Here is a 21,154-nt window from a genome sequence, read left to right as displayed (position 1 = left end):
AGCATGTGGGGAGCGGCATGAGTCACACCAGTAATCCAGCGACACGGGCGGCGCTGCGTAGCCAGCCTCTCAAACGCGTGTTCAAACTCACCTACGGTTCGGGAGCCTTGGCCGACGGCATTGTCGTCGCTGGCTTCGGCTTCTTCCTGCTGTTCTTCCTCACGGCCGTCTGCGGCATGAGCGGCACCATGGCCGGGCTGGCCAAGATGATCGCTCTGCTGGTGGACGGGGTGGCCGATCCGGCCATCGGCCTGGCCAGCGACCGGCTGAAATCCCGCTATGGCCGCCGGGTCCCCTTCATGGCGCTGGGCCTGATCCCCTTCGTCCTGTCGTTCGGCCTGCTGTTCTCCATGCCCGAAAGCCTGACCGGAGCGGCGCAGTTCATCTACGCCACCGTCTGTCTGGTGGTGCTGCGGGTCTCGCTGTCGGGTTTCGTGCTGCCCTATACGGCCGTCGGCGCCGAGGTGACCGACAACCATACGGAGCGGGCCAGCATCGTGGCCTATCGCCTGTCGTTCCAGAACGCCGGCATCCTGCTCGGCGTGGTCCTGGGTCTGGGCGTCTTCATGTCCGGCGCCACGGGGATGTTGGAGCGCGAAAACTATGGTCCCTTCGGCTGGACATGCGCCTTCGCCATGTTCCTTGCGGGCATGATCGCCATTCGTTCGGTCTGGTCGGTTCAGCCCCGCCTGCATGGGCCGGAGGAGAGCAAGGAAAACCTGCTGCTGGGCTTCTTCCGCGAGATGAAGGAGTTGAAGCGCAACCGCTCCTTCATGCTGCTGTTCGGAACGGTGCTGCTGTATTTTCTGGCTTATTCGACCCACTCGTCGCTGGCCCTGCATTCAAGCCGCTACTTCTGGGGGCTGGATACGACGGCGATCCAGATCATCCTGCTGAGCGCCTGTCTGGGGCCGGTGCTGGGGGCGCCGCTCAGCAAGCTGATCCTGCGCCGCATGGAAAAGCGCACCCTTTCGCTGATCGCCTATTTCGCCATTGCGGTGCTGCTGTTCTGGCCGCCGCTTTACCAAGTCTTGTCGCCGGTGAAACTGACGCCGGACGCAGCGGCGATCGTGCTGCTGATCAACGGCATGCTCATGGGCACGGCCATCATGGTCGGCGGCGTCGGCTTCCAGTCGATGATGGCCGACACCGCAGACGAGCATGAGTATCTGTTCGGCGTGCGCCGCGAAGGGCTGTTCTTCTCGGGTCTGACGCTGGCGTTCAAGGCGGCCTCGGGCGTCGGGGGCCTGATCGCCGGCGTGGCGCTGGACTTGATCCGCTTCCCCACGGACATCGCTTCGCGTCCGGATCTGGTGATCCCCAGCGAGGTCCTGACCAAGCTGGCGCTGGCGTCCGGCCCGCTGCCTGCCCTGATCGCCTTCCTCGCGCCGCTGTTCCTGTTTGGCTACCGCCTGACACGCAAGCGCCACGCGGAAATCATCGCCGCTCTGGACGCCCGCAAGGCCGGCGCCGAGTGACGGCGCGGCCAGCCGGGACGGGGGGCCTGGCTGGCCGCTTTACGACAATGGAGAACGCTCATGATCAGACTTGACGGCCAGGTAGCCATTGTGACCGGCGCCGGCGGCGGCCTGGGTCGCTCCCACGCCCTGCTGTTGGCCAAGCGCGGGGCCAAGGTGGTCGTCAACGACATGGGCGCCGGCGCAGACGCGGTCGTGGCCGAGATCAAGGCCGCCGGCGGCGAGGCCATGGCCGCCATCGGCTCCGTCACGGACGAGGCCTTCATCAACGCCATGGTCAAGACGGCCCATGAACAGTGGGGCCGGATCGATATTCTGGTGAACAACGCCGGCATCCTGCGCGACAAGAGCTTCGGCAAGATGGACCTCGACTCGTTCCGCCTGATCCTGGATGTGCATGTCATGGGTTCGGTTATTCCGACCAAGGCGGTCTGGGAGATCATGCGGGCCCAGAACTATGGCCGGATCGTCATGACCAGCTCGTCGTCGGGCATCTTCGGCAATTTTGGCCAGGCCAACTACAGCGCCGCCAAGATGGCCGTGGTCGGCTTCATGCAGACGCTGGGCCTGGAAGGCGAGCGCTACAACATCCGCGTCAATGCGCTGGCGCCGACCGCCGCCACGCAGATGATGGAAGGCCTGATGCCTCAGGAGACGGTGGACCTGATCCGGCCAGAGTTCGTTTCGCCGGCCGTGCTGGCGCTTGTGCACGCCGATGCCCCCAACCGCACCATCATCTGCGCCGGAGCCAAGAGCTTCGAGGCCGCCCGCATCTCTATGACGCGCGGCATCCACGTGCCTGCCGATGCCGACGATATCGCTGAGATCCTGGTCGAACGGTTCGACGAGCTGATCGACCCGGCCAACGATATCGTCCCCCATCAAGCCTTTGACCAGTCGAAGCTGGAACTGGGCAAGGCCGGTTTCGGCCCCGGTATCTGAGGATGCAGATGAGCAGTCTTCGATTTTTCCTTGTCGCGGGGGTGTTGTCGCTGGCCCTGCTGCCGGCGACGGCCCTGGCCGGTTCGCCGGTGGCGATGACCACGGCCGGTCAGGTCAGGGGTCAGGTCGAGGGTCGCCTTGCCGTGTTCAAGGGCGTTCCCTTCGCAAAACCGCCCGTCGGCGACTTGCGATGGCGCGCGCCTCAGCCGGTGGAGGCGTGGAACGGGGTGCAGGACGCCACGCGCTTCGACGCGGCGTGCATGCAGGCCAAGACGCCGGTCGCGGACTATGAAGCCATCAGCGAGGACTGCCTTTACCTCAATGTGTGGGCGCCCGAGGGCGCCAAGGACCTGCCGGTCATGGTCTGGATCCATGGCGGGTCGCTGAGCATGGGGGCGGGGCACGAGCCCTTTTACGACGGCGCCGCCTTGGCTCGCGAGGGGCTGGTCGTCGTTACCATCAACTATCGCCTCGGCCTGTTCGGCTGGCTGGCCCATCCGGCTCTGAGCGCCGAGACGCCTGAGAACATCTCGGGCAACTATGGCCTGTTGGACCAGATCGCGGCCCTGGAGTGGGTGAGGGACAACATCGCCGCCTTTGGCGGGGACGCCGGTCGCGTCACCATCGCGGGCGAGAGCGCGGGCGCGCTCAGCGTCATGTACCTGATGACCTCGCCCAGGGCTGAGGGGCTGTTCCACGGCGCCATCGCTCAGAGCCCCTATATGATCACCTCGCCTGTGTTGCGAGACACGCCCTATGTCGGCTGGCCGGACTCTGAGCTGGCGGGGACGACCGTGGCCACGGCGCTTGGGGCCCAGACGGCTGACGAGCTTCGCGCCCTCTCTGCCGACGAGATTTTGGCCAAGCTGCCGGCGACCGGCTATTTCCCCATGGGGACCGTGGACGGCCACATCCTGCCTAAGCAGGTGATCGACGCCATCGACGCGGGCGAACAGGCCAAGACGCCGGTTCTGGCGGGCTTCAATGAGGGTGAAATCCGCTCCCTGCGGATTCTCCTGCCGCCAAAGCCTGAGAGCCAGGAGGCCTGGATCCGTGAGATCCGCGCCAAATATGGCGATCTGGCCGGTCCCTTCCTTGAGCTCTATTCGGGGGACGACCTCGACGCCTCCATGTTGGCGGCCACGCGCGACGGTCTGTATGGCTGGAGCGCCGAACGGCTGGTCGAGGGACAGCAGAAAGTCGGGCTAAATAGCTATCTCTACTATTGGGATCACGGCTACCCGGCCCAGGAGGCCCATAATCTGCGGGCCTTCCACGCTTCGGAAATCCCTTACGTGTTCGGGACAGCCGATCGCCTGCCCGCCTACTGGCCGCGCCCGCCTGCGACCCCGGACGAAGACGGACTGTCCCAGACTATGACCCGCTACTGGGCCAGCTTCGTCAAGACGGGCCGCCCCATGGCCGAGGGAGAGAGCGACTGGCCCGCCTATGGCGACGCCCAGGCCTATCTGCACGTCGACGACCGCCCTGCGGCGCGCGTCAAAACTCAGAATGGCTACGAGTTGCATGAAGAGGTGGTCTGTCGCCTCCGAGCCGCCGGAGACCTGGCGTGGTTCTGGAATATCGGATTGATTGCTCCATCCGTGCCGCAGACTGAAACCTGTTCGCCCGCCTTCAACACCCCTGCCAAGTGAGGACCCGCCATGCGTGAAGCCGTAATCGTCTCGACCGCCCGCACCCCGATCGGCCGGGCCTATCGTGGGGCCTTCAACGACACCCCGTCGCCGACCCTGATGGCCCATGCGCTGAAGGCCGCCGTCACCCGCGCCGGTATTGATCCGGCTGAGATCGACGACTGCATCATCGGCTCGGCGCTGCCGCAGGGCGTGCAGCACACCATCGGCCGCACGGCGGCGCTGGCGGCCGGCTTCCCCGTCAGCGTGGCGGGTATGACCATCGATCGGCAGTGCGCCTCCGGCCTCATGGCCATAGCCACGGCGGCCAAGCAGATCATCACCGACCAGATGCCCATCGTCGTGGCGGGCGGCGTGGAAAGCATCTCCATGGTCCAGGACGCGGCCCTGCGGGTCAGCACGGACCCTTCAGTTTTGGCCCAGGCGCCGGACGCCTATATGCCCATGCTGCAAACCGCCGAGGTGGTGGCACAGCGCTATGGCATCGGGCGCGAGGCGTGCGACGCTTATGGCCTGCAATCCCAGCAGCGCACGGCGGCGGCCCAGGCCGCGGGCAAGTTCGACGACGAGATCGTGCCCCTGACCAGCCGCATGAAGGTCGTGTACAAGGCCACGGGCGAGGTCTCCTATCGCGACGTCACGCTGGAGAAGGACGAGGGCAATCGCGCCGACACCACGCTGGAGGGCTTGCAGGGCCTGCGCACAGTGATCGAGGGCGGCATCATCACGGCGGGCAACGCCAGCCAGCTGTCAGACGGGGCCTCGGCCTGTGTTCTGATGGAGGCAGGGGAGGCGGCGCGCCGCGGTCTGCAGCCCCTCGGTCGCTACGTCGGCATGGCCGTGGCGGGCACCGAACCGGACGAAATGGGCATAGGCCCCGTCTTCGCCGTGCCGCGTCTCCTGGAGCGCTTCGGCCTCAAGGTCTCCGACATCGGCCTATGGGAACTGAACGAAGCTTTTGCGGTCCAGGTGCTGTATTGCCGCGACCGTCTGGGCATTCCGGATGACAGGTTGAACGTCAACGGCGGCGCCATTTCGATCGGCCACCCCTACGGCATGAGCGGCGCCCGCATGGTCGGCCACGCCCTGATCGAAGCCACGCGCCGGGGTGAGCGCTATGCCGTCGTCACCATGTGCGTCGGCGGCGGCATGGGCGCGGCGGGGCTGTTCGAGGTCCTCTGAGTGTGTCTCAAATCGCTGCGTGAGGATTGGCCGAGCGAGGCGGCTTCTTGCCGAGACCGGCAACGACCCTTTCTGCCGGCTATTCTCAATGGCCCGAGGGCCGCCGGAGCTTCTTCAGGGACGGGGAAGGCGACTGGTTTGTGAGGACTTCGGCGGCCTCGGGATAACGCTGGGCCAGGCGCGCCTTCCAGTCGCCTGACTGTGGTCGGGGCAGCCGGGCTTCACGGGGACGCGCCAGAACGAGCGCCGCGGCCTCCCTGTGGGCGGGCCAATCCATCAGCAGCCGCATGGCCGCCTCGAAGTCCGGATGAGCCGCGGCGTGGGCGAACGCCAGGTCCAGCGCTTCGACATCATCGAAGTCGGGCAGTCGCGAAAGGTAATCGCGAAGAACGGGCGCCGACAGGTCGCGCTCAAACAGGCTCCAGCGCAGATCCTGGGCCTCCTGGCGGTGTCCTTCGGCGTCGAGCACGTCGATGGATGCGGCTTCCCAGGCCGGGGTCAGGCGCGGGGCGCCGTCTGTCGGGTTGTGGCCGAAGGTCCAGCGACGATTCAGCAGTGAAGGGTTCAGGACGCCTTCGAGGGCGGCGCGGGCTTCCGCAATCCGTCCCGCGGCAAGGAGGCGGCGGGCGATGTCGGCGGCGATGTCGGGCGACCCGGCCTGCTCCGGCGTGACGAGCGAGAGCCAGAGGTCGAGGTCCTCCGCCTTGTCCGCCAGGCGGCGAAGCAGGTTGCGGCCCGACGGGGTTTTCGTGGCCGAAGCGTCCAGACTGGCCAGCAGCCGACGCGCCGTAAGCGGGCCGAGGGCCTCGCCGGCGGCTAAGACCCAGCGCGCGTAATCCTGCGGACGTCGGCCCAGAGCGTCGATCAGGTCGCGCAATGCATGATCGTCTACGGTCTCGGCAAGAGCGAAGAGATCCGGCGCGGCGGCCTCGAAGGCGGCGGAGAGTTCCCCCTTGGTGTCCTTCACGCGGGCGGCCAGACCAGGATAGAGGTCGAACCAGCGGATGAGGACGGCGAGCGCCTCGCCGGGTGCCTCGGGCGCCAGGCGCTCCACGATCATGTCGCGGTGCGTGTTCAGATCATCGATCAGTTCGCCGCGCTTGCGCCAGGATACACGTGTGCGGGCGACGGAGACGGCGGCGATGCGCTTGTCGATCTCAAGGGCGAGGAGGTCGGGACCGGCCTCGGCCGCCAGTTCAAGACGAAGGCGGCGCTTGAGATTGGCGTTCCCGGCGCCGGCCTCGATCAGCAGGTCCGCCAGGCGAGGCGCCCCGAGATGGACGAGGTTGGCTGCGGACAGTCTGGCCGAGATCCTGGGTTGTCGCGCCATGAGGTCCCTCGGGAGGAGCGGAGTCGTCCTAAGCAGCGCCTATAGCACGGGCTCCAACAGCGATTCGTCACCGCAACCGGCGTTGCGGGGTGAGGAGGGAGGGGGATCCATGGAGACGGGGCGGCGGCGTCATTTGAGCGCTGCGGTCTCGTCGTGAGATTGTTTTGGGATTTCAATCCCCCGAGTGGCTCCGCGGGTAGGATTCGAACCTACGACCAGCCGATTAACAGTCGGCTGCTCTACCACTGAGCTACCGCGGAACATCCCCTCGGGGGAGGCCGGCGTATAGCAGCGCCTTTTCGATTCATGCAACGGGTAAAACGCAGAAATCGCCAAATTTTTTCGCAAAGCCCTGCGCTACAAGGGTCAGCATGACTCCGATCACTGTTTTCGATCCTGATGATCCCCGCGTCGCCGCCTTTCGCGATGTGAAAGAGCGCGACCTGACCGGGCGGCAGGGGCTGTTCGTCGCCGAGGGAGAGGTGGTTCTGCGCGTCCTGGCGTCCAGGGCGTCGGTGTGCGCGCCTGTGTCGGTGCTGATCGCCGAGAAGCGGCTGGAGGGGCTGAGAGAGGTGCTGGAGCGTCTTCCGTCCGACGTGCCCGTCCATGTGGCGGCTCAAGCGGTTCTAAACGCGGTGGCGGGGTTTGATCTGCACCGGGGCATCCTCGCCCTGGGCCGCAAGCCGAACCCAGCCGAGCCGGGCGCTCTACTGGATCGACTGCCGGAGCGGGCCGTGGTCGTGATGGCGTGCGGAATCGGCAATCACGACAATATGGGCGGGCTGTTTCGTAACGCCGCCGCCTTCGGAGCCGGGGCGGTGCTGCTGGACCCGACCTGTTGCGATCCGTTTTACCGCAAGGCGATCCGGGTTTCGGTCGGCGCGGTCCTGCGTACGCCTATGGCGACGGGGCTGGAGGCAGGGAGCATGATCGACCTGCTGCAGGGCAGGGGATTCGAAGTGCTGGCTCTGACGCCGTCGGCGGATCAGGCGCTGGCCGAGCTGGCGCCCGCGCCACGCACTGCGATTCTGTTGGGCAGCGAGGGGCCGGGCTTGCCGGGGGAGATCATCGCGCGCTGCCGCCCCGTCGGCATCCGCATGGCGGGAGGATTCGATTCGCTGAACGTGGCGGCCACCAGCGCCGTGGCCTTGCATCACATCACGACGGCGAAGTTGGCTGAAGGCTGAAAACAAGAAAGCCGCCCCGAGGGACGGCTTTCTCGATGTTTCATCGCGATGGAGGCCTGACCGGGAATCGAACCCGGGTGCAAGGATTTGCAGTCCTCTGCGTCACCACTCCGCCATCAGGCCGTGGCCCCCGTTTCCAGAGGCCCCGCCATCGCGAGGGCCGTCAGCTATCAGATCGGATTGTCCGCTGCAACGCACGGACCTATAAGCGCGTCACATTTCTTCGCCTAAGCCGACCTGAAGGACTTCGGATTATGGATTTCGCCGCCGCCCGCAAGGTGATGCTGGACTCGCAAGTCCGCGTGAACGACGTCACCGACCGCCAACTGCACGCCGCCATCGGCGCTGTGCAGCGCGAGCGATTCTGCGCCCCTGACCGCGCCTTCTCGGCCTATGCCGACGTCGAGCCGGAGATCGCGAATGGTCGCCGCCTGATGCTGCCGCGCGATGTGGCCAAGCTGCTGCAGGGGCTAGACGCCCGTTCGGGCGAGAAGGCGCTGGCCATCGCCGCCCCCTATGCCGCCGCCGTGCTGGCGCAGATGGGCCTGCAGGTGACGGCTCAGGAATCAGATGCGGCCGTGTTCGACGTGGTCGGCGCGGCCCTTGCCGAGGCCGGCGTCGAGACGGCGGTCGCGCCGCTGAGCCAGCCGCAGGGTGAAGGTTATGACCTGATCGTCAGCGAAGGCGCGGTGATCGAGCGGCCCGATTCCTGGATCGCGGCCCTGCGTCCCGGCGGCCGTCTGGCCGTGGTGGAGCGCGACGGCGCCAGCGGCGCGGCGGTTCTTTATGTGCGCGGCCGTGAAGGCGTGTCGCGCCGCGAACTGTTCGATGCGGCGCCTGACCTGCTGCCGGAAATGACGCCGGCGCCGGCGTTTGCGCTTTAACGCCTGCTTCGCGACGGAACAGGCATCGCGCTGCGTGAAAAAAACTTAACTGGCGTCGGGCGAGGCTAGCCGCCAACTACGCCGTTAGAAGGCACTACAGGCGCGCCGAACGGGGGGCGTCAGGCAGGGACAGGTTCATGTTGAAACGCTCGCGCGCGCTCGCTTCGGTCGCTCTGGTCGCATTGACGATGGGGGCGACGCCGGTTCTGGCCGAGTCGCTTCAGGAAGCGATCGGTCTGGCCTATCGGACCAATCCGTCCCTTCTGGCCCAACGCGCCAATCAACGCGCCCTGGACGAATCCATTGTTCAGGCGCGCGCCGGGCTGCGGCCGACCATCAACGCCTCAGCGGGCGTCGACTACAGCCGCACCCGCACGGATCGCGTGACCACGACCATTCCCGGCCAGACCATCCCGATCGATACGAACGGCGACGGCGTGCCGGACGCCACGGGCACGCTGCCAGGCAGCAGCACCACCAGCGGCGGCACGATCGAAAGCGACGGCGCCAGCGCCAGCGTCAGCCTGAGCCAGAACATCTGGACGGCGGGCCGGGTGTCGCACGGCATTTCTGCTGCTGAGGCCAACGTCATGGCGGGCCGTGAAAACCTGCGTCAGGTCGAGCAGCAGGTGATGACTTCGGTCGTCCAGGCCTATGCCGATGTCGTGCGCGATCTGGAGATCCTGCGTATCCGCCAGGAGAACCTGCAGGTCCTGCGCCGCCAGCTGGACGAATCGAACGCCCGTTTTGAAGTGGGCGAGATCACCCGCACCGACGTGGCTCAGTCAGAAGCCCGTCTGGCGCAATCCGAATCCGACCTGGCCGGCGCTCAGGCGCAGTTATCCGTCTCGCGCGCGGCCTACGCCGCCGTGGTGGGGCAGGCGCCGTCCAACCTTCAGGCCTTGCCGATCCTGCCGGGTCTGCCGTCGGATTTCGATGCGGCGATGGATGTGGGTCTGGCTGAAAACCCCGGCGTTCTGGCCGCCCTCTACGCCCAGCAGGCGGCTGAGGCGAACGTGGCCGCCGCGCGATCGGAATATCTGCCTTCGGCGCGCCTGACGGCCTCCTACGGCGGTGCGGCCAACGACCTGTCCGGCTTTGACCTGACGGACCGCACCAGCTTCACCGCCGGGGCTTCGGTCTCGGTGCCGCTGTTCACGGGCGGGCTGAACCGGTCGCGCGTCGCGCAGGCTCTTGAGCGCGCCAACGCCGCCCAGATCAACGTCGAGGGCCAGCGCCGCACCGTGCTGCAAGCGGTCAGCTCGGCCTATGCTCAAAGCGCCTCGGCGAGGTCCAGCGTCGCCGCCGGTCAGGAGGCCGTCCGCGCCGCGTCGGTCGCCGCTGAGGGCGTGCGCCAGGAAGCGCAGGTCGGCCTGCGCACCACTCTGGACGTGCTGAACGCCGAACTGGAACTGCGTAGCGCCGAGGTCGCCCTGGCCAGCGCGCGCCGCAATGAATATGTGGCTCAGGCTCAGTTGCTGGCGGCGATGGGGCGGTTGGGCGGCCCCAATCTGGATCCGGCCATCGACGCCTATGATCCGGCTGACAACTACAACGCCATCCGCAATCGCGGCGCTCTGCCGTGGGACGGCCTGCTGGAGACGCTGGACCGGGTCGCTGCGCCGGCTGTGACGCCCGCTGCTGACGCCGAAGACGCGCCAGTCGACCGCCAGTTGAAGGGCGAGGTCGTTCGCACGGCGCCGCAAGGCTGAGGCCTCGCCCGCGCGGACGGACGAAAACGTCCGTTGATTCCGGCCGAGGTTGATGCGACGACAGGGCAGGGGCGAGGCGAGTCTGTATCGGCCGCGCCCGTTCGCCCTGCGCCCTTTCCGGCTCAGCGGGTGATCACCGAGATCGAGCACCGAGGTTTAAGGCTCCGACATGACCGACCACTCCGCTCAGGAACCCACGATGGAAGAAATCCTGGCGTCGATTCGCCGGATTATCTCTGAAGACGACGCCCCGGCGGAAACCGCCGCTGCGCCCGAGCCGGAACCTGCCCCTGCGCCCGAACCCGAGCCCGCTCCGATCGCGGCCGCCGAGGAAGACGTTCTTGAGCTGACGGAGCCTTATGAGGCCCCGGCCGCCGAGGCCATCGGCGATCTGGAAGTCGCGGACGCAGCACCTTTCCCGGTCGAGGCCCCTGTCGTGGCACCTGAGCCTGCGCCCGCCGTCGCGCCTGAGACGGACGCCCTGGTCGGCGAAAGCGCCGCCGCCAGCGCCGCCTCGGCCTTCGCCGGCCTGGCCGCCAGCTTCCAGAAGCCGGAACCGGCGCCTGTCGCCGCCACGGGCGACATGCCCTTCATGAGCGGCAACACGGTCGAGGCCATGGTCCGCGAGATGTTGCGCCCGATGTTGAAGGACTGGCTGGACGCCAACTTGCCGGCCATCGTCGAGGCCCAGGTGCGCAAGGAAGTCGAGCGCATCGCCCGCAGCGCGGGCTGATCGCTCGAGCTTCGCCGAGTTTTTTCGACGCCCCTCAGTCCGCTGAGGGGCGTTCGTTTTTCCAGTCGAACAGGGCTTCCAGCAGGCGCACGGCCTGGCCGCGCTCGCTTGCCAGCTCGGGGTCGCGGCCTAGCAGCAGGCGCGCGTCATCGGCCGCCGCCAGCAGCAGGGAGCGGTGCCGGATCGGATCGGCGAAGCGATAGGCCGGGAAGCCGCTCTGCTTCAGGCCCAGCGGGTCGCCGCCGCCGCGCAGACGGAAGTCCTCCTCGGCGATGACGAAGCCGTCCTCGGTGCGGCGCAGGGTCTCCAGCCGTTCCTTTGCCGTTTCGCCCAGGGTGCCGTCCTCGCCGCCGTACAGCAGGATGCAGGAACTGGCCTTGGCGCCGCGTCCCACGCGCCCGCGCAACTGGTGAAGCTGGGCCAGACCGAAGCGGTCGGCGTGTTCGATCACCATGATGGAGGCGTTGGGCACGTCGACGCCGACCTCGACCACGGTCGTGGCGACGAGGACGGGCAGGCGGCCCTCCGCGAACGCAGCCATAACCGCCTCGCGCTCGGCCCCCGGCATCTGGCCGTGGGCCAGGCCGACCTCGGTTCCCAGCAGTTTGCGCAGGTCTTCGGCCCGATCCTCGGCGGCGGCCAGGTCGATGGCCTCGGATTCGGCCACCAGAGGGCAGATCCAATAGGCCTGGGCGCCCGCCTCGACCGCCGCCTTCAGCCGTTTCGCCACCTCGCCGATGCGCGCCAGCGGCAGGACGGCCGTGGTCACGGGCGTGCGGCCTGGCGGCTTCTCCATTAGGCGGCTTACCTCTAGCTCGCCGTACTGTGTTAGCTCCAGCGTGCGGGGGATAGGCGTCGCCGACATGGTCAGCAGGTGGACGCCGCCCAGGCGCGGGTCGCCCTTGGCCTGCAAACGCTGGCGCTCGCGCACGCCGAAGCGGTGTTGCTCGTCGATGACCGCCAGAGCCAGCCGGTGAAACTGCACGGCGTCCTGAAACAGGGCGTGGGTGCCGATGGCGACCTGAGCCTCGCCGGAGGCGAGCGCGGCCAGCTTACCGCGCCGTTCGGCCGGGGTGTCGCGCCCGGTCAGCAACAGGCTGGACACGCTCGCCTGATCCAGCATCGGCGACAGCTTGTCGTAGTGCTGGCGCGCTAGAATCTCGGTCGGCGCCATCAGGGCGGACTGAAAGCCGCTGGAGGCCGCATCGGCCAGGGCCAGGGCAGCGACGGCTGTCTTGCCGGAACCCACATCGCCCTGCAGCAGCCGCCCCATCTGCTCGCCGGAAGCCAGATCGGCGCGAATTTCCGTGACGGCCTGTTCCTGTGCGCTGGTCAGGGCGAAGGGCAGGGCGGCCAGCAGGCGGGCGGAGACTTCGCCCGGCGTAATGCGGGCGGCGGGCGTGATCTGGCGGGCGCGACGACCGCGGGCCAAGGCCAACTGGTGCGCGAACAGTTCGTCATAGGCCAGGCGCTGACGCACCGGGGCGTCCGGCGCCAGATCGGCCTCGTTCGTCGGGGCGTGCAGGGCCTCCAGCGCTGCGCGCCAGCCGGCCCAGCGCCGGGCCGTCAGCCAGTTCGGCTCCTGCCACTCGGGAAGCTCGGGGGCGAGGGCCAGCGCGCCCTGCGCCAGCTTGCGGATTTGGCGTGAGGTCAGCCCCTGCGTCGCCGGATACACCGGCTCGGACAGCGGAATCTCATTCGCCTTCTCGACCGGCAGTATGTAGTCGGGGTGGGCGATTTGAACTTCGCTGTTGAAGCGCTCGACCTTGCCCGTCACCAGACGCCGGGACCCGCGCGGAGCGAGGCTCTCAATATGGCGCGGCGACCCGGCGAACCAGATCAGGTGGATGAAGCCCGTCTCGTCGATGGCGCGCACCTTGATCGGCGCGCCGTGTTTGTGCGGCGGAATCAGGCGATCGATCACGACCTCGAAGACGCCGATCTCGCCGTCGACGGCCTCCATCGCCGTGGTGCGGCGCCGCTGGATCACGCCGCTGGGCGACAGGAACAGCACGTCGCGCACCAGCGGACCCGCCACCTTCTGCACCAGGGGCGCGCTGCGCGGCCCCACGCCTTTCAGCGTGGTGACGTCCGCGAACAGGGGAAAGAGAATCTCGGGCCTCATGATGGTGCAGCATAGCTGGCGCAGCGGCGTCTGGAACGCTATCTGATCCGCCTCTTACCGAAGTGAACGGACAGGCAAGGAAACAGCGTGGCCGATATCGACGCACGTCCTGAGGACGCCCAGAACACCGACGACCGCAAGACGCGCCTGGGGCGCCTGTCCTTCCGCGCCTGGCGCCGGGGCTTTCGCGAGGCCGACATGGTGCTGGGGCCCTTCACCGACCAGGTCGCGCCGACGCTGAACGACGACGAATTGACCGAACTCGAGACCCTGCTGGATGAAGAGGATCAATACCTCTACGCCTGGATCATCGAGCGCGAACCGACCCCGCCTGAGTTCGACGGACCGATGATCGCCCGCATCCGCGCCTTCATGCGCGAGCACGTTGCGGCCGAAGTCGCCAGGGGCATCGGCTGATGGACGGCGCGCCGGCGCGGGCCGACATGGAGCTGGGCGGCGCGCCTGAGGGACTGGACGCCCTGATCGTCGCCGACCGGATCAAGGCGCAGGGCGGGACCGCCTTGTTCGTGGCGCGCGATTATCAGCGTACGGGAAACTTCATTCAGGCGTTTCGTTTTTTCGCCAAGGATGTTGAAGTTCTTGAATATCCGTCGTGGGACTGCCTGCCTTACGACCGGCTGAGCCCAACGGCTTCGGTCGCCGCTCAGCGCATGGCGACGCTGACCCGGCTGGCGACGCGCGATCCGGCGGACAGGACGCCGCTGCTGGTGGTCGCCACTGTCGCCGCCGCCGCCCAGCGCACGCCGCCGCGCAGCGCCGTGACCGGCGCCGGCTTCGCGGCCAAGGTCGGCGCCGACCTCGATACGGCTGCTCTGGAACGCTACGTTTCGACCAACGGCTATATGCGGGCCTCGACCGTGTCTGAGCGTGGCGAATACGCCATTCGCGGCGGGGTGATCGACGTCTTCCCGCCGGGGTTCGACGAGCCGGTCCGCCTCGACATGTTCGGCTCGGAACTGGAATCGATCCGCGCCTTCGATCCCGAGACCCAGCGCTCGACGCGCCAGCTGAAGGCGGTTTCCTTGTCGCCGGTGTCGGAGGTCCTGCTGGACGCCGACGCTATCTCGCGTTTCCGCAGCGGTTATCTGAACCTGTTTGGCGCGCCCGGCGACGAGCCGATGTACGCCGCCGTCAGCGACGGCGCGCGTCGTCAGGGCGTCGAGCACTGGTTGCCGTTGTTCTACGACCGGCTGGATACGCTGTTCGACTATCTGCCGGCCGCGGCGCCGGTCTTCCTCGACAGCCAGACGGAACAGGCGCGCGCAGAGCGCTGGAACCTGACCGTCGACGCCTATGAGGCGCGCAAGGAGGCGGCGCGCGGCAAGGGCGGGGCCGCCTATCGCGCCCTGCCGCCCGCGCGGCTCTATCTGGACGATGGCGACTGGAACAGCGCGCTGGCGGGCCGCGCCGTGCGACGTCTGTCGCCGCTGGCCGCCGGTTCGGGCGAGGACGCGGGCGGCCGTCTGGGCCGCAGCTTCGCCGCCGAACGGTCGCAGGACAGCGTCAACCTGTTCGCCGCCGTGGCCCAGCACGCCGAGGCGCTGAAGGCGCAGGGCAAGCGCGTTCTGTTCGCCTCCTGGTCCGAAGGTTCGGCCGAGCGTCTGGCCGCCATGCTGGGCGATCACGGCCTGACGCACGTCGTGGCGGTGCGCGACTGGGACGACGTGCAGGTGGCGCCCGAGGGGGTCTATCTGCGCGCGGTGCTGCCGGTCGAGCACGGCTTCGTAACGGGCGACCTGGCCGTCATCTCCGAGACCGACATCCTGGGCGACCGGCTGGCGCGGCCGAAACGCAAGCGGCGGGCGTCCAACTTCCTGGCCGAGGCTTCGGCCCTGACGGCGGGCGATCTGGTGGTTCACCTGGATCACGGCATCGGCCGCTACGAGGGCCTGCGCACGCTGGAGATCCAGGAGGCGCCGCACGATTGCCTGGAACTCCTCTACGCCGGTGAGAGCAAGCTCTACCTGCCGGTTGAAAACATTGACCTTCTGACGCGCTACGGCACGGACGCCGAAGGGGTTCAGCTGGATCGTCTGGGCGGCGCGGGCTGGCAGGCGCGCAAGGCCAAGGCCAAGGAGCGCCTGCGCGCCATGGCCGAAGGGCTGATCGCCCTGGCCGCCAAGCGGGCGCTGCGGGTGTCCGACTCCATCACGCCACCGGCCGGCCTGTTCGACGAGTTCTGCGCCCGCTTCCCCTATGAGGAGACGGACGATCAGCTGAACGCCATCGGCGACGTGCTGGAAGATCTGGGCAAGGGCACGCCGATGGATCGTCTGATCTGCGGCGACGTCGGCTTCGGCAAGACGGAGGTCGCCCTGCGCGCCGCCTTCGTCGTGGCCATGACGGGGCACCAGGTCGCCATTGTCTGTCCGACGACGCTGCTGGCCCGCCAGCACTTCAAGACCTTCAGCGAACGCTTCGCCGGTTGGCCGATCAAGGTGCGTCACCTGTCGCGCATGGTCACGGCCAAGGACGCGAACGAGACGCGCGCGGGCCTGAAGGACGGCAGCTTCGAGATCGTCGTCGGCACCCACGCCGTGCTGGCCGATCAGGTCGGCTTCAAGGATCTGGGCCTCGTCATCGTGGACGAGGAGCAGCACTTCGGCGTCAAACACAAGGAGAAGCTGAAGTCCTTGCGGGCCGATGTTCACCTGCTGACCCTGACGGCCACGCCGATCCCGCGCACACTGCAGATGGCGCTGTCGGGCATCCGCGAAATGTCGATCATCGCCACGCCGCCGGTCGACCGCCTGGCGGTGCGGACCTATGTCACGCCATGGGATCCGGTGCTGGTGCGCGAGGCCCTGCTGCGCGAGAAATATCGCGGCGGTCAGGCCTATTACGTCGCGCCGCGCCTGAAGGACCTGCCGGACATCGAGCGATTCCTGCGCGAACAGGTGCCAGAGGTGAAGTTCGTCGTCGGCCACGGCCAGATGAGCCCGACCCAACTGGAGGAGGTGATGAGCGCCTTCTACGACGGCGAATATGACGTTCTGGTCTCGACCACCATTGTCGAGAGCGGCATCGACATCCCGACGGCCAACACCCTGGTCGTGCACCGCGCCGACATGTTCGGTCTGGCCCAACTGCACCAGATCCGAGGCCGCATCGGCCGGTCCAAGGCGCGGGCCTTCGCCTATCTGACGACCGACCCCACCAAGCCCCTGAGCCTGTCGGCCGAGCGGCGGCTGCAGGTGCTGCAGTCTCTGGACAACCTAGGCGCTGGCTTCCAACTGGCCAGCCACGATCTGGACCAGCGCGGCGGCGGCAATCTGCTGGGCGACGAGCAGTCGGGACACATCCGTGAGGTGGGCGTCGAACTGTATCAGCAGATGTTGGAAGACGCCGTCGCCGAACTGCGCGAGCAGGGCGAGGCGGCGCCGGATCGCGGCTGGTCGCCCTCGATCAATGTCGGCGCGGCTGTATTGATTCCAGAGGATTACGTCCCGGACCTGAACCTTCGCCTCAGCCTTTATCGTCGCCTGTCGGACGCCGAGAATATGGAGGATCGCGAGGCGCTCGCGGCCGAGCTGATCGACCGGTTCGGCCCGCTGCCGGACGAGGCGCAGCAACTCCTGCGGATCGTCGGCGTCAAGGCCAACTGCCGGACGGCCTGCATCGAGAAGATCGACATCGGGCCCAAGGGCGCGGTGCTGACGCTGCGCAACAACACCTTCCCCAATCCGATGGGCTTGGTGGGTCTGATCCAGAAGAACCACGCCTTCTGGAAGATCCGGCCGGACCAGAAGATCGTGGTGAAGGGCGAATGGCCCACGCCCGACGACCGTCTGAAGGTCGCCGAGCGCATCACCGCCGATCTGGCGCGGGTGGCGGGCGCGGCCTAGCCGGCGCGCCCCCTCATGCTGCGCACAAGGGCGCCGAACAGATTGACGTAGTCGTCGGTCCAGGGGCGCACTTCGGTCGGCTCCAGCTTGCGCCAGCGGCCGTCGGCCTTGAAGTCGGCCAGACCTTCGGGCGTAGGCGAGATGACCAGGGCTTCGGTCGAGGCTTCGGCCATCAGGGCGGCGTCGGGGTGCTCGATGTAGATCTGGTGCAGTTCGGCGGCGCCGAGTTCGCGCGCGGCGGCGACGGCGGGCAGGGTGATCTCCAGGTTGCGATTGGACAGGTGCAGCACCACGACGCCCGTCGGCTTCAGCAGCTTGAGATAGCCCTCGATCGCCTCGCGCGTCAGCAGATGGGTCGGCACCGCGTCGGATGAGAAGGCGTCGATGACCAGCAGGTCGTAGGAGCGGCGAGCTTCCTTGTTCAGCGTCAACCGCGCATCGCCCAGGACGGTGCGGACCGGGCCTTGAGCGCAGTTCGAGATGAAGGTGAACCACTTCGGATCGCGCGACAGCCGGTCGACCATCGGGTCGATCTCGAAGAAGGTCATCTGATCCGAGGCGCGCTTATAGGCCGCCATTGCGCCCGAGCCCTGACCCACCACGCCGATAACGGCGCCCGGGCCGCGGGCCTGGATCAGTTCGGCCGCCTGCCCGAGAGGCGTGGTCTCGGCATAGTACATGGTCGGGGCGCAGGCGAAGTCGGGGTTGCGCGCCTGGGCGCCGTGCAGGGTCGTGCCGTGCATCAGCACGTGAACGTCGCCGCCCATCTTGGGGTCCGGCGTGACCGCCACACGCATGACGCCGAAGAAGCTGCGCTCGGACAGGCTCCAGTCGTAACCGCGGCCGATGTAGTGGGCCGACAGCGTCATGGCGGCGACGACAGCCGTGAACATCAGCACGCGATCGCGGATCAGGAAGGCGCAGATGGCGGCGCCGCCGAGGATGATCTGCGCCGTTGCAGTCAGGCCGAAGTCGCTGAACACCGTGCGCAACGATGCATCATAGCGCATCATCTCGAACAGCAGCGGTACAGATACGGCGATCGTCAGGCCCGCCGTCATCAGCCAGACTTCATGTTTGGCGGGACGTCCTCCCAGCCACGGCCGCGCCAGACAGACCAGCGCCATGACCAGCGGATATTCGAGCACGGTCTGGAACAGCGTCGGCGCCAGCAAGGCTGTGAATGCCCCGCCCAGCACCCCGCCCAGCGACATCAACAGGTAGAACTCGGTGAGCCGGTCCGGCGCCGGGCGTCGGGCGGCTAACTGCTGGTGGCACATCAGGGTGGTGAAGAAGAAGGCGGCCAGGTGCGCCCCCAGCAGCATCAGCCAATGCCCCGTCGTCATGCCGACCATGGCGCCGATCATCACGGTGAAGGTCGCCTGCAGGATCAGGGTGACGGACAGAGGAATCCACGGCCGCGTCTGGAAGGCGATGACGAAGGTCAGCAGGTAGAGCGCCAGCGGCGCGACCCACAGGAAGGGGGCCGAAGCCACGTCTGTCGAAAGGTGCGCAGTCACCCCCAGCATCAGGCTGGAGGGCGCAGCGGCCAGCAGGATCAGGATGATCTTGCGCGTCCAGGGGATTGCCGGACTGCGCTCGTCCGAGGCGGCGGTGCGCGCGGCGCCGAGACCGCGGGGCAGGATGACCGCCAGCACCACGATCATGGCGGCGAAGACTCCGTATCCCACCGTCCAGCCTATCCTCTGCCCGGACAGGGACGCCAGCGGCTCGATCAGGACCGGATAGGCCAGAAGCGCCAGGAAGCTGCCGAGGTTGGAGGCGGCGTACAGCACATAGGGGTTGGCTCCGTCGGGGCGGCCGACGCGAGCGCGCGCGTACCAGGCCTGCAGCAGCGGCGCGGTGGCTGACAGGATGGCGAAGGGCGCCCCGACCGATAGCAACAGAGCGCCCAGCAGCCAGCCGATCGGGGCGGCTGGATCAGGATCCCCCAACGTCTCAGTAATGCTCAGCGGTAGGAAAACGGCCGCCGCCGCCAACAGCGCCAGATGCGTCATGGCCTGCCACCGCACCGACGGTATCCGTTGCAGCAGGTGGGCGTAGAGATAGCCCGCCAGCAGCGCCGCCTGGAAGAAGACCATGGCGGTGTTCCACACCGACGGCGATCCGCCCAGCAACGGCAGCACCAGCTTGGTCGCCATCGGCTGAACCAGGAAAACCAGGCTGGCCGAGGTGAAGATGGCGACGGCGAAGGCGGCAGGTGTTATCGCGTCGATCCTGCGATGCGCCGGGGACAGGACGTGTTCGGTCATGCGCTGCTTTCGACCTCGAACGGGTGATTCCGCAGGTCGAGGCTAGGACGACTCGAGGATGGAGCGAATTCCCATGTTGCCGCAGGATATCGAGGCGATCGCTGAAGGCGTGATCGGCCATGCGATCAAGGCCGGTCTGATGATCGCTACGGCCGAAAGCTGCACCGGCGGGCTGGTGGCGGGCGCCCTGACGGCGATCGCCGGGTCTTCAGCCGTCGTGGATCGGGGCTTCGTCACCTACAGCAACGAGGCCAAGACGGAGATGCTGGGCGTGCCGCAGGACGTGCTGGCGCGTTTCGGGGCGGTGTCGGAACCGACGGCGCGGGCCATGGCCGAGGGCGCGAAGGCGCGCTCGCGGGCCCAGTTCGCGGTGTCGGTCACCGGCATCGCCGGGCCAGGCGGCGGCTCGGGCGACAAGCCGGTCGGCCTGGTTCACTTCGCCATCGCGCGGGCGGACGGGTCCGTCGCCCATGTTGAAAAGCGCTTCGGCGCCATCGGGCGGGACCAAGTGCGGTTGGAAAGCGTGCGCGTGGCCTTGGGCCTGTTGCACGACGCCGTGACGCGATGAGCGACCCGATCGTCGTCGACGCGCGGGGTCATAAATGTCCCGTCCCCAGCCTCAGGCTACGCAAGGCGATGGAGGGCGGCCGCGCGGGCGCGCAATGGACGTTGCTGGCGACTGATCCGATGGCGCGGATCGACGTGCCCTTCCTGATGCAGGAAATGGGCGGTCAGGTCATTGAGATCGAAGAGTCGGACGGCCTGCTTCAGATCACTGTCGAGAGCGGCGACGCTCGGACAGGCTGACAACCGTATCGGGATAGGCCTCGGGCGGGGGCAGGGCGGCGCGCTTTTCCCAGTCGATCTCCAGTTCCGTGGCGAAGGCGCCGCCATAGAAGACGGCGTTCACGTTCCACGATAGCCAGATCAGCAGCACCACCACGGCGCCGACCGAGCCGTAGGTCGCGCCCAGATGTACGATCTGCTCGACATAGATGGTGCACAGCCACGAGAAGAAGCTGGACATGACCGTGGCGACCAGGCCGCCGATGACGGCGGCCTTCCAGGCGACGCGCTTGGCGTGCGCCATGGCGTATCGATAGAGCATGGTCAGCCCCAGCCACAGCCCGAGAGCGGGCCACAAGCCATCGAGCGGCAGGGTCATCCAGCCGCCTGGTTGGTCGACATAGGCGTGCTCCATCAAGCGTGAGGTGACGACGGCGCCCGACACCACGGTGAACAGCACGAAGGCCGCAAGCGCGACCAGGAAGGCCAGTAGGTTGAACTTGAAAAAGCCCAGCGGCTTGGTCTCGTCGTGGATCAGGTTCAGCCCCGCGAGCAAGGCCTTGAAGCCCCGATGCGCCGCGTAGGCGCCGATCACCAGGGCGATCGCGCTCTGCAGCGACACGGTCCGCGCCGAAGTATTGGCCAGGCGGTCGATCTCGTTCAGGAACAGGGTGCGCGCGGCCGAGGGGATGACGTCCGCCAGCGCCGCCGCCTGCTCGCTCACCTGTCCTATCGTCAGGACGGCCTTATAGAAGCCGATCAGGATGGCGATGGCCGGGAACAGGGCCAGCAGGGCGAAAAAGGAAACCCCGCCGGTATAGAGCATGACGTCCCGGCCCCAGCTTCTGGCGAAGGCGCGGCCTGCAAGGCGCGCCATGTGCATGGGCAGGTCCGCGAGCGGTAAGGGCTGGGTCAATCCAAGGCCTCGTCGTCGAACAAGCGGGGGGATTAACCCCATTCGGCATGAAGTTGGAACCCCTGATCCGTCGCCCGGCGATATG

At 67.4% G+C, this 21,154-nt stretch carries 16 protein-coding genes and 2 tRNA genes; 12 read left to right on the top strand and 6 right to left on the bottom strand.

The features are described 5' to 3' along the window. Window positions 1-17: 17 nt before the first annotated feature. From DA69_RS06005 to DA69_RS05990, 4 genes are read left to right on the top strand one after another with little or no spacing between them, the layout of a single operon-like run. A complete protein-coding gene (locus DA69_RS06005) occupies window positions 18-1,478 on the top strand; it encodes an MFS transporter (protein ID WP_082891455.1) in 1,461 nt (486 codons plus the stop codon). A 60-nt stretch (window positions 1,479-1,538) separates the two neighbouring features. Further along, a complete protein-coding gene (locus DA69_RS06000) occupies window positions 1,539-2,420 on the top strand; it encodes an SDR family NAD(P)-dependent oxidoreductase (protein ID WP_025976969.1) in 882 nt (293 codons plus the stop codon). 8 nt (window positions 2,421-2,428) lie between these two features. Beyond that, window positions 2,429-4,075: a carboxylesterase/lipase family protein gene (locus DA69_RS05995; RefSeq protein WP_025976970.1), complete on the top strand. Its 1,647-nt coding sequence runs from the start codon at window positions 2,429-2,431 to the stop codon at window positions 4,073-4,075. Window positions 4,076-4,084: 9 nt separating this feature from the next. After that, a complete protein-coding gene (locus DA69_RS05990; protein WP_025976971.1) occupies window positions 4,085-5,257 on the top strand; it encodes an acetyl-CoA C-acyltransferase in 1,173 nt (390 codons plus the stop codon). 85 nt (window positions 5,258-5,342) lie between these two features. Here the strand turns inward: DA69_RS05990 and DA69_RS05985 are convergent, their stop codons facing one another. Further along, complete coding sequence (locus DA69_RS05985; RefSeq protein ID WP_025976972.1) at window positions 5,343-6,587, bottom strand: DUF6880 family protein; 1,245 nt, start codon at window positions 6,585-6,587, stop codon at window positions 5,343-5,345. Between the two features lie 185 nt (window positions 6,588-6,772). Beyond that, window positions 6,773-6,847, bottom strand: a tRNA-Asn gene (locus tag DA69_RS05980). A 111-nt stretch (window positions 6,848-6,958) separates the two neighbouring features. Here DA69_RS05980 and DA69_RS05975 point away from each other — a divergent pair. Next, window positions 6,959-7,774: a TrmH family RNA methyltransferase gene (locus DA69_RS05975; protein WP_025976973.1), complete on the top strand. Its 816-nt coding sequence runs from the start codon at window positions 6,959-6,961 to the stop codon at window positions 7,772-7,774. Window positions 7,775-7,823: 49 nt separating this feature from the next. On the opposite strand, the gene DA69_RS05970 is transcribed toward DA69_RS05975, so the two are convergent. Further along, window positions 7,824-7,897 (bottom strand) — tRNA-Cys (locus tag DA69_RS05970). Between the two features lie 131 nt (window positions 7,898-8,028). On the opposite strand from DA69_RS05970, the gene DA69_RS05965 reads away from it, so the two are divergent. The 3 genes from DA69_RS05965 (at window position 8,029) to DA69_RS05955 (ending at window position 11,103) form a co-directional block, all read left to right on the top strand. Next, window positions 8,029-8,658, top strand: a complete 630-nt coding sequence (locus DA69_RS05965; RefSeq protein ID WP_025976974.1) for a protein-L-isoaspartate O-methyltransferase family protein — start codon at window positions 8,029-8,031, stop codon at window positions 8,656-8,658. 137 nt (window positions 8,659-8,795) lie between these two features. Further along, a complete protein-coding gene (locus DA69_RS05960) occupies window positions 8,796-10,370 on the top strand; it encodes a TolC family outer membrane protein (RefSeq protein ID WP_025976975.1) in 1,575 nt (524 codons plus the stop codon). 169 nt (window positions 10,371-10,539) lie between these two features. Beyond that, a complete protein-coding gene (locus tag DA69_RS05955) occupies window positions 10,540-11,103 on the top strand; it encodes a DUF2497 domain-containing protein (protein ID WP_025976976.1) in 564 nt (187 codons plus the stop codon). A 34-nt stretch (window positions 11,104-11,137) separates the two neighbouring features. Here DA69_RS05955 and recG read toward each other — a convergent pair whose 3' ends face one another. After that, entirely contained in the window at window positions 11,138-13,228 is a 2,091-nt protein-coding gene (gene recG, locus DA69_RS05950) for an ATP-dependent DNA helicase RecG (RefSeq protein ID WP_025976977.1), read from the bottom strand. A gap of 87 nt (window positions 13,229-13,315) precedes the next feature. Between recG and DA69_RS05945 the strand changes: the two genes are divergently transcribed. Both DA69_RS05945 and mfd read left to right on the top strand, forming a co-directional pair. After that, the gene (locus DA69_RS05945) at window positions 13,316-13,645 is read left to right on the top strand and encodes a succinate dehydrogenase assembly factor 2 (protein WP_025976978.1); all 330 of its coding nucleotides are present in this window, start codon (window positions 13,316-13,318) and stop codon (window positions 13,643-13,645) included. Beyond that, the gene (gene mfd, locus DA69_RS05940; RefSeq protein ID WP_025976979.1) at window positions 13,645-17,094 is read left to right on the top strand and encodes a transcription-repair coupling factor; all 3,450 of its coding nucleotides are present in this window, start codon (window positions 13,645-13,647) and stop codon (window positions 17,092-17,094) included. The genes DA69_RS05945 and mfd overlap by 1 nt, the downstream gene beginning before the upstream one ends. Here mfd and DA69_RS05935 read toward each other — a convergent pair. Next, a complete protein-coding gene (locus DA69_RS05935; RefSeq protein ID WP_025976980.1) occupies window positions 17,091-19,367 on the bottom strand; it encodes a fused MFS/spermidine synthase in 2,277 nt (758 codons plus the stop codon). The two genes, mfd and DA69_RS05935, sit on opposite strands and share 4 nt — an antisense overlap. A gap of 73 nt (window positions 19,368-19,440) precedes the next feature. Between DA69_RS05935 and DA69_RS05930 the strand changes: the two genes are divergently transcribed. Together DA69_RS05930 and DA69_RS05925 are read left to right on the top strand one after the other, a co-directional pair. Then, on the top strand, window positions 19,441-19,935 hold the full coding sequence (locus DA69_RS05930) for a CinA family protein (RefSeq protein ID WP_145915905.1): 495 nt from the start codon (window positions 19,441-19,443) through the stop codon (window positions 19,933-19,935). Further along, on the top strand, window positions 19,932-20,174 hold the full coding sequence (locus tag DA69_RS05925; protein ID WP_025976982.1) for a sulfurtransferase TusA family protein: 243 nt from the start codon (window positions 19,932-19,934) through the stop codon (window positions 20,172-20,174). Before DA69_RS05930 ends, DA69_RS05925 begins: the two co-directional genes overlap by 4 nt. On the opposite strand, the gene DA69_RS05920 is transcribed toward DA69_RS05925, so the two are convergent. Then, window positions 20,140-21,036, bottom strand: coding sequence for a YihY/virulence factor BrkB family protein (locus tag DA69_RS05920; RefSeq protein WP_051582071.1), 897 nt, complete (start codon window positions 21,034-21,036; stop codon window positions 20,140-20,142). The two genes, DA69_RS05925 and DA69_RS05920, sit on opposite strands and share 35 nt — an antisense overlap. Between the last annotated feature and the right edge of the window lie 118 nt (window positions 21,037-21,154).

This window comes from Brevundimonas naejangsanensis (assembly GCF_000635915.2).
Classification (GTDB): domain Bacteria; phylum Pseudomonadota; class Alphaproteobacteria; order Caulobacterales; family Caulobacteraceae; genus Brevundimonas; species Brevundimonas sanguinis.
This window is presented reverse-complemented; position numbering and strand designations above follow the sequence as displayed.

What these genes read in the sequence shown, in the direction of transcription:
- DA69_RS06005 (WP_082891455.1), top strand. Translation starts at nt 18, where the DNA reads ATGAGTCACACCAGTAATCCAGCGACACGGGCGGCGCTGCGTAGCCAG.
- DA69_RS06000 (WP_025976969.1), top strand. Translation starts at nt 1,539, where the DNA reads ATGATCAGACTTGACGGCCAGGTAGCCATTGTGACCGGCGCCGGCGGC.
- DA69_RS05995 (WP_025976970.1), top strand. Translation starts at nt 2,429, where the DNA reads ATGAGCAGTCTTCGATTTTTCCTTGTCGCGGGGGTGTTGTCGCTGGCC.
- DA69_RS05990 (WP_025976971.1), top strand. Translation starts at nt 4,085, where the DNA reads ATGCGTGAAGCCGTAATCGTCTCGACCGCCCGCACCCCGATCGGCCGG.
- DA69_RS05985 (WP_025976972.1), bottom strand. Translation starts at nt 6,587, where the DNA reads ATGGCGCGACAACCCAGGATCTCGGCCAGACTGTCCGCAGCCAACCTC.
- DA69_RS05975 (WP_025976973.1), top strand. Translation starts at nt 6,959, where the DNA reads ATGACTCCGATCACTGTTTTCGATCCTGATGATCCCCGCGTCGCCGCC.
- DA69_RS05965 (WP_025976974.1), top strand. Translation starts at nt 8,029, where the DNA reads ATGGATTTCGCCGCCGCCCGCAAGGTGATGCTGGACTCGCAAGTCCGC.
- DA69_RS05960 (WP_025976975.1), top strand. Translation starts at nt 8,796, where the DNA reads ATGTTGAAACGCTCGCGCGCGCTCGCTTCGGTCGCTCTGGTCGCATTG.
- DA69_RS05955 (WP_025976976.1), top strand. Translation starts at nt 10,540, where the DNA reads ATGACCGACCACTCCGCTCAGGAACCCACGATGGAAGAAATCCTGGCG.
- recG (WP_025976977.1), bottom strand. Translation starts at nt 13,228, where the DNA reads ATGAGGCCCGAGATTCTCTTTCCCCTGTTCGCGGACGTCACCACGCTG.
- mfd (WP_025976979.1), top strand. Translation starts at nt 13,645, where the DNA reads ATGGACGGCGCGCCGGCGCGGGCCGACATGGAGCTGGGCGGCGCGCCT.
- DA69_RS05935 (WP_025976980.1), bottom strand. Translation starts at nt 19,367, where the DNA reads ATGACCGAACACGTCCTGTCCCCGGCGCATCGCAGGATCGACGCGATA.
- DA69_RS05930 (WP_145915905.1), top strand. Translation starts at nt 19,441, where the DNA reads ATGTTGCCGCAGGATATCGAGGCGATCGCTGAAGGCGTGATCGGCCAT.
- DA69_RS05925 (WP_025976982.1), top strand. Translation starts at nt 19,932, where the DNA reads ATGAGCGACCCGATCGTCGTCGACGCGCGGGGTCATAAATGTCCCGTC.
- DA69_RS05920 (WP_051582071.1), bottom strand. Translation starts at nt 21,036, where the DNA reads ATGCACATGGCGCGCCTTGCAGGCCGCGCCTTCGCCAGAAGCTGGGGC.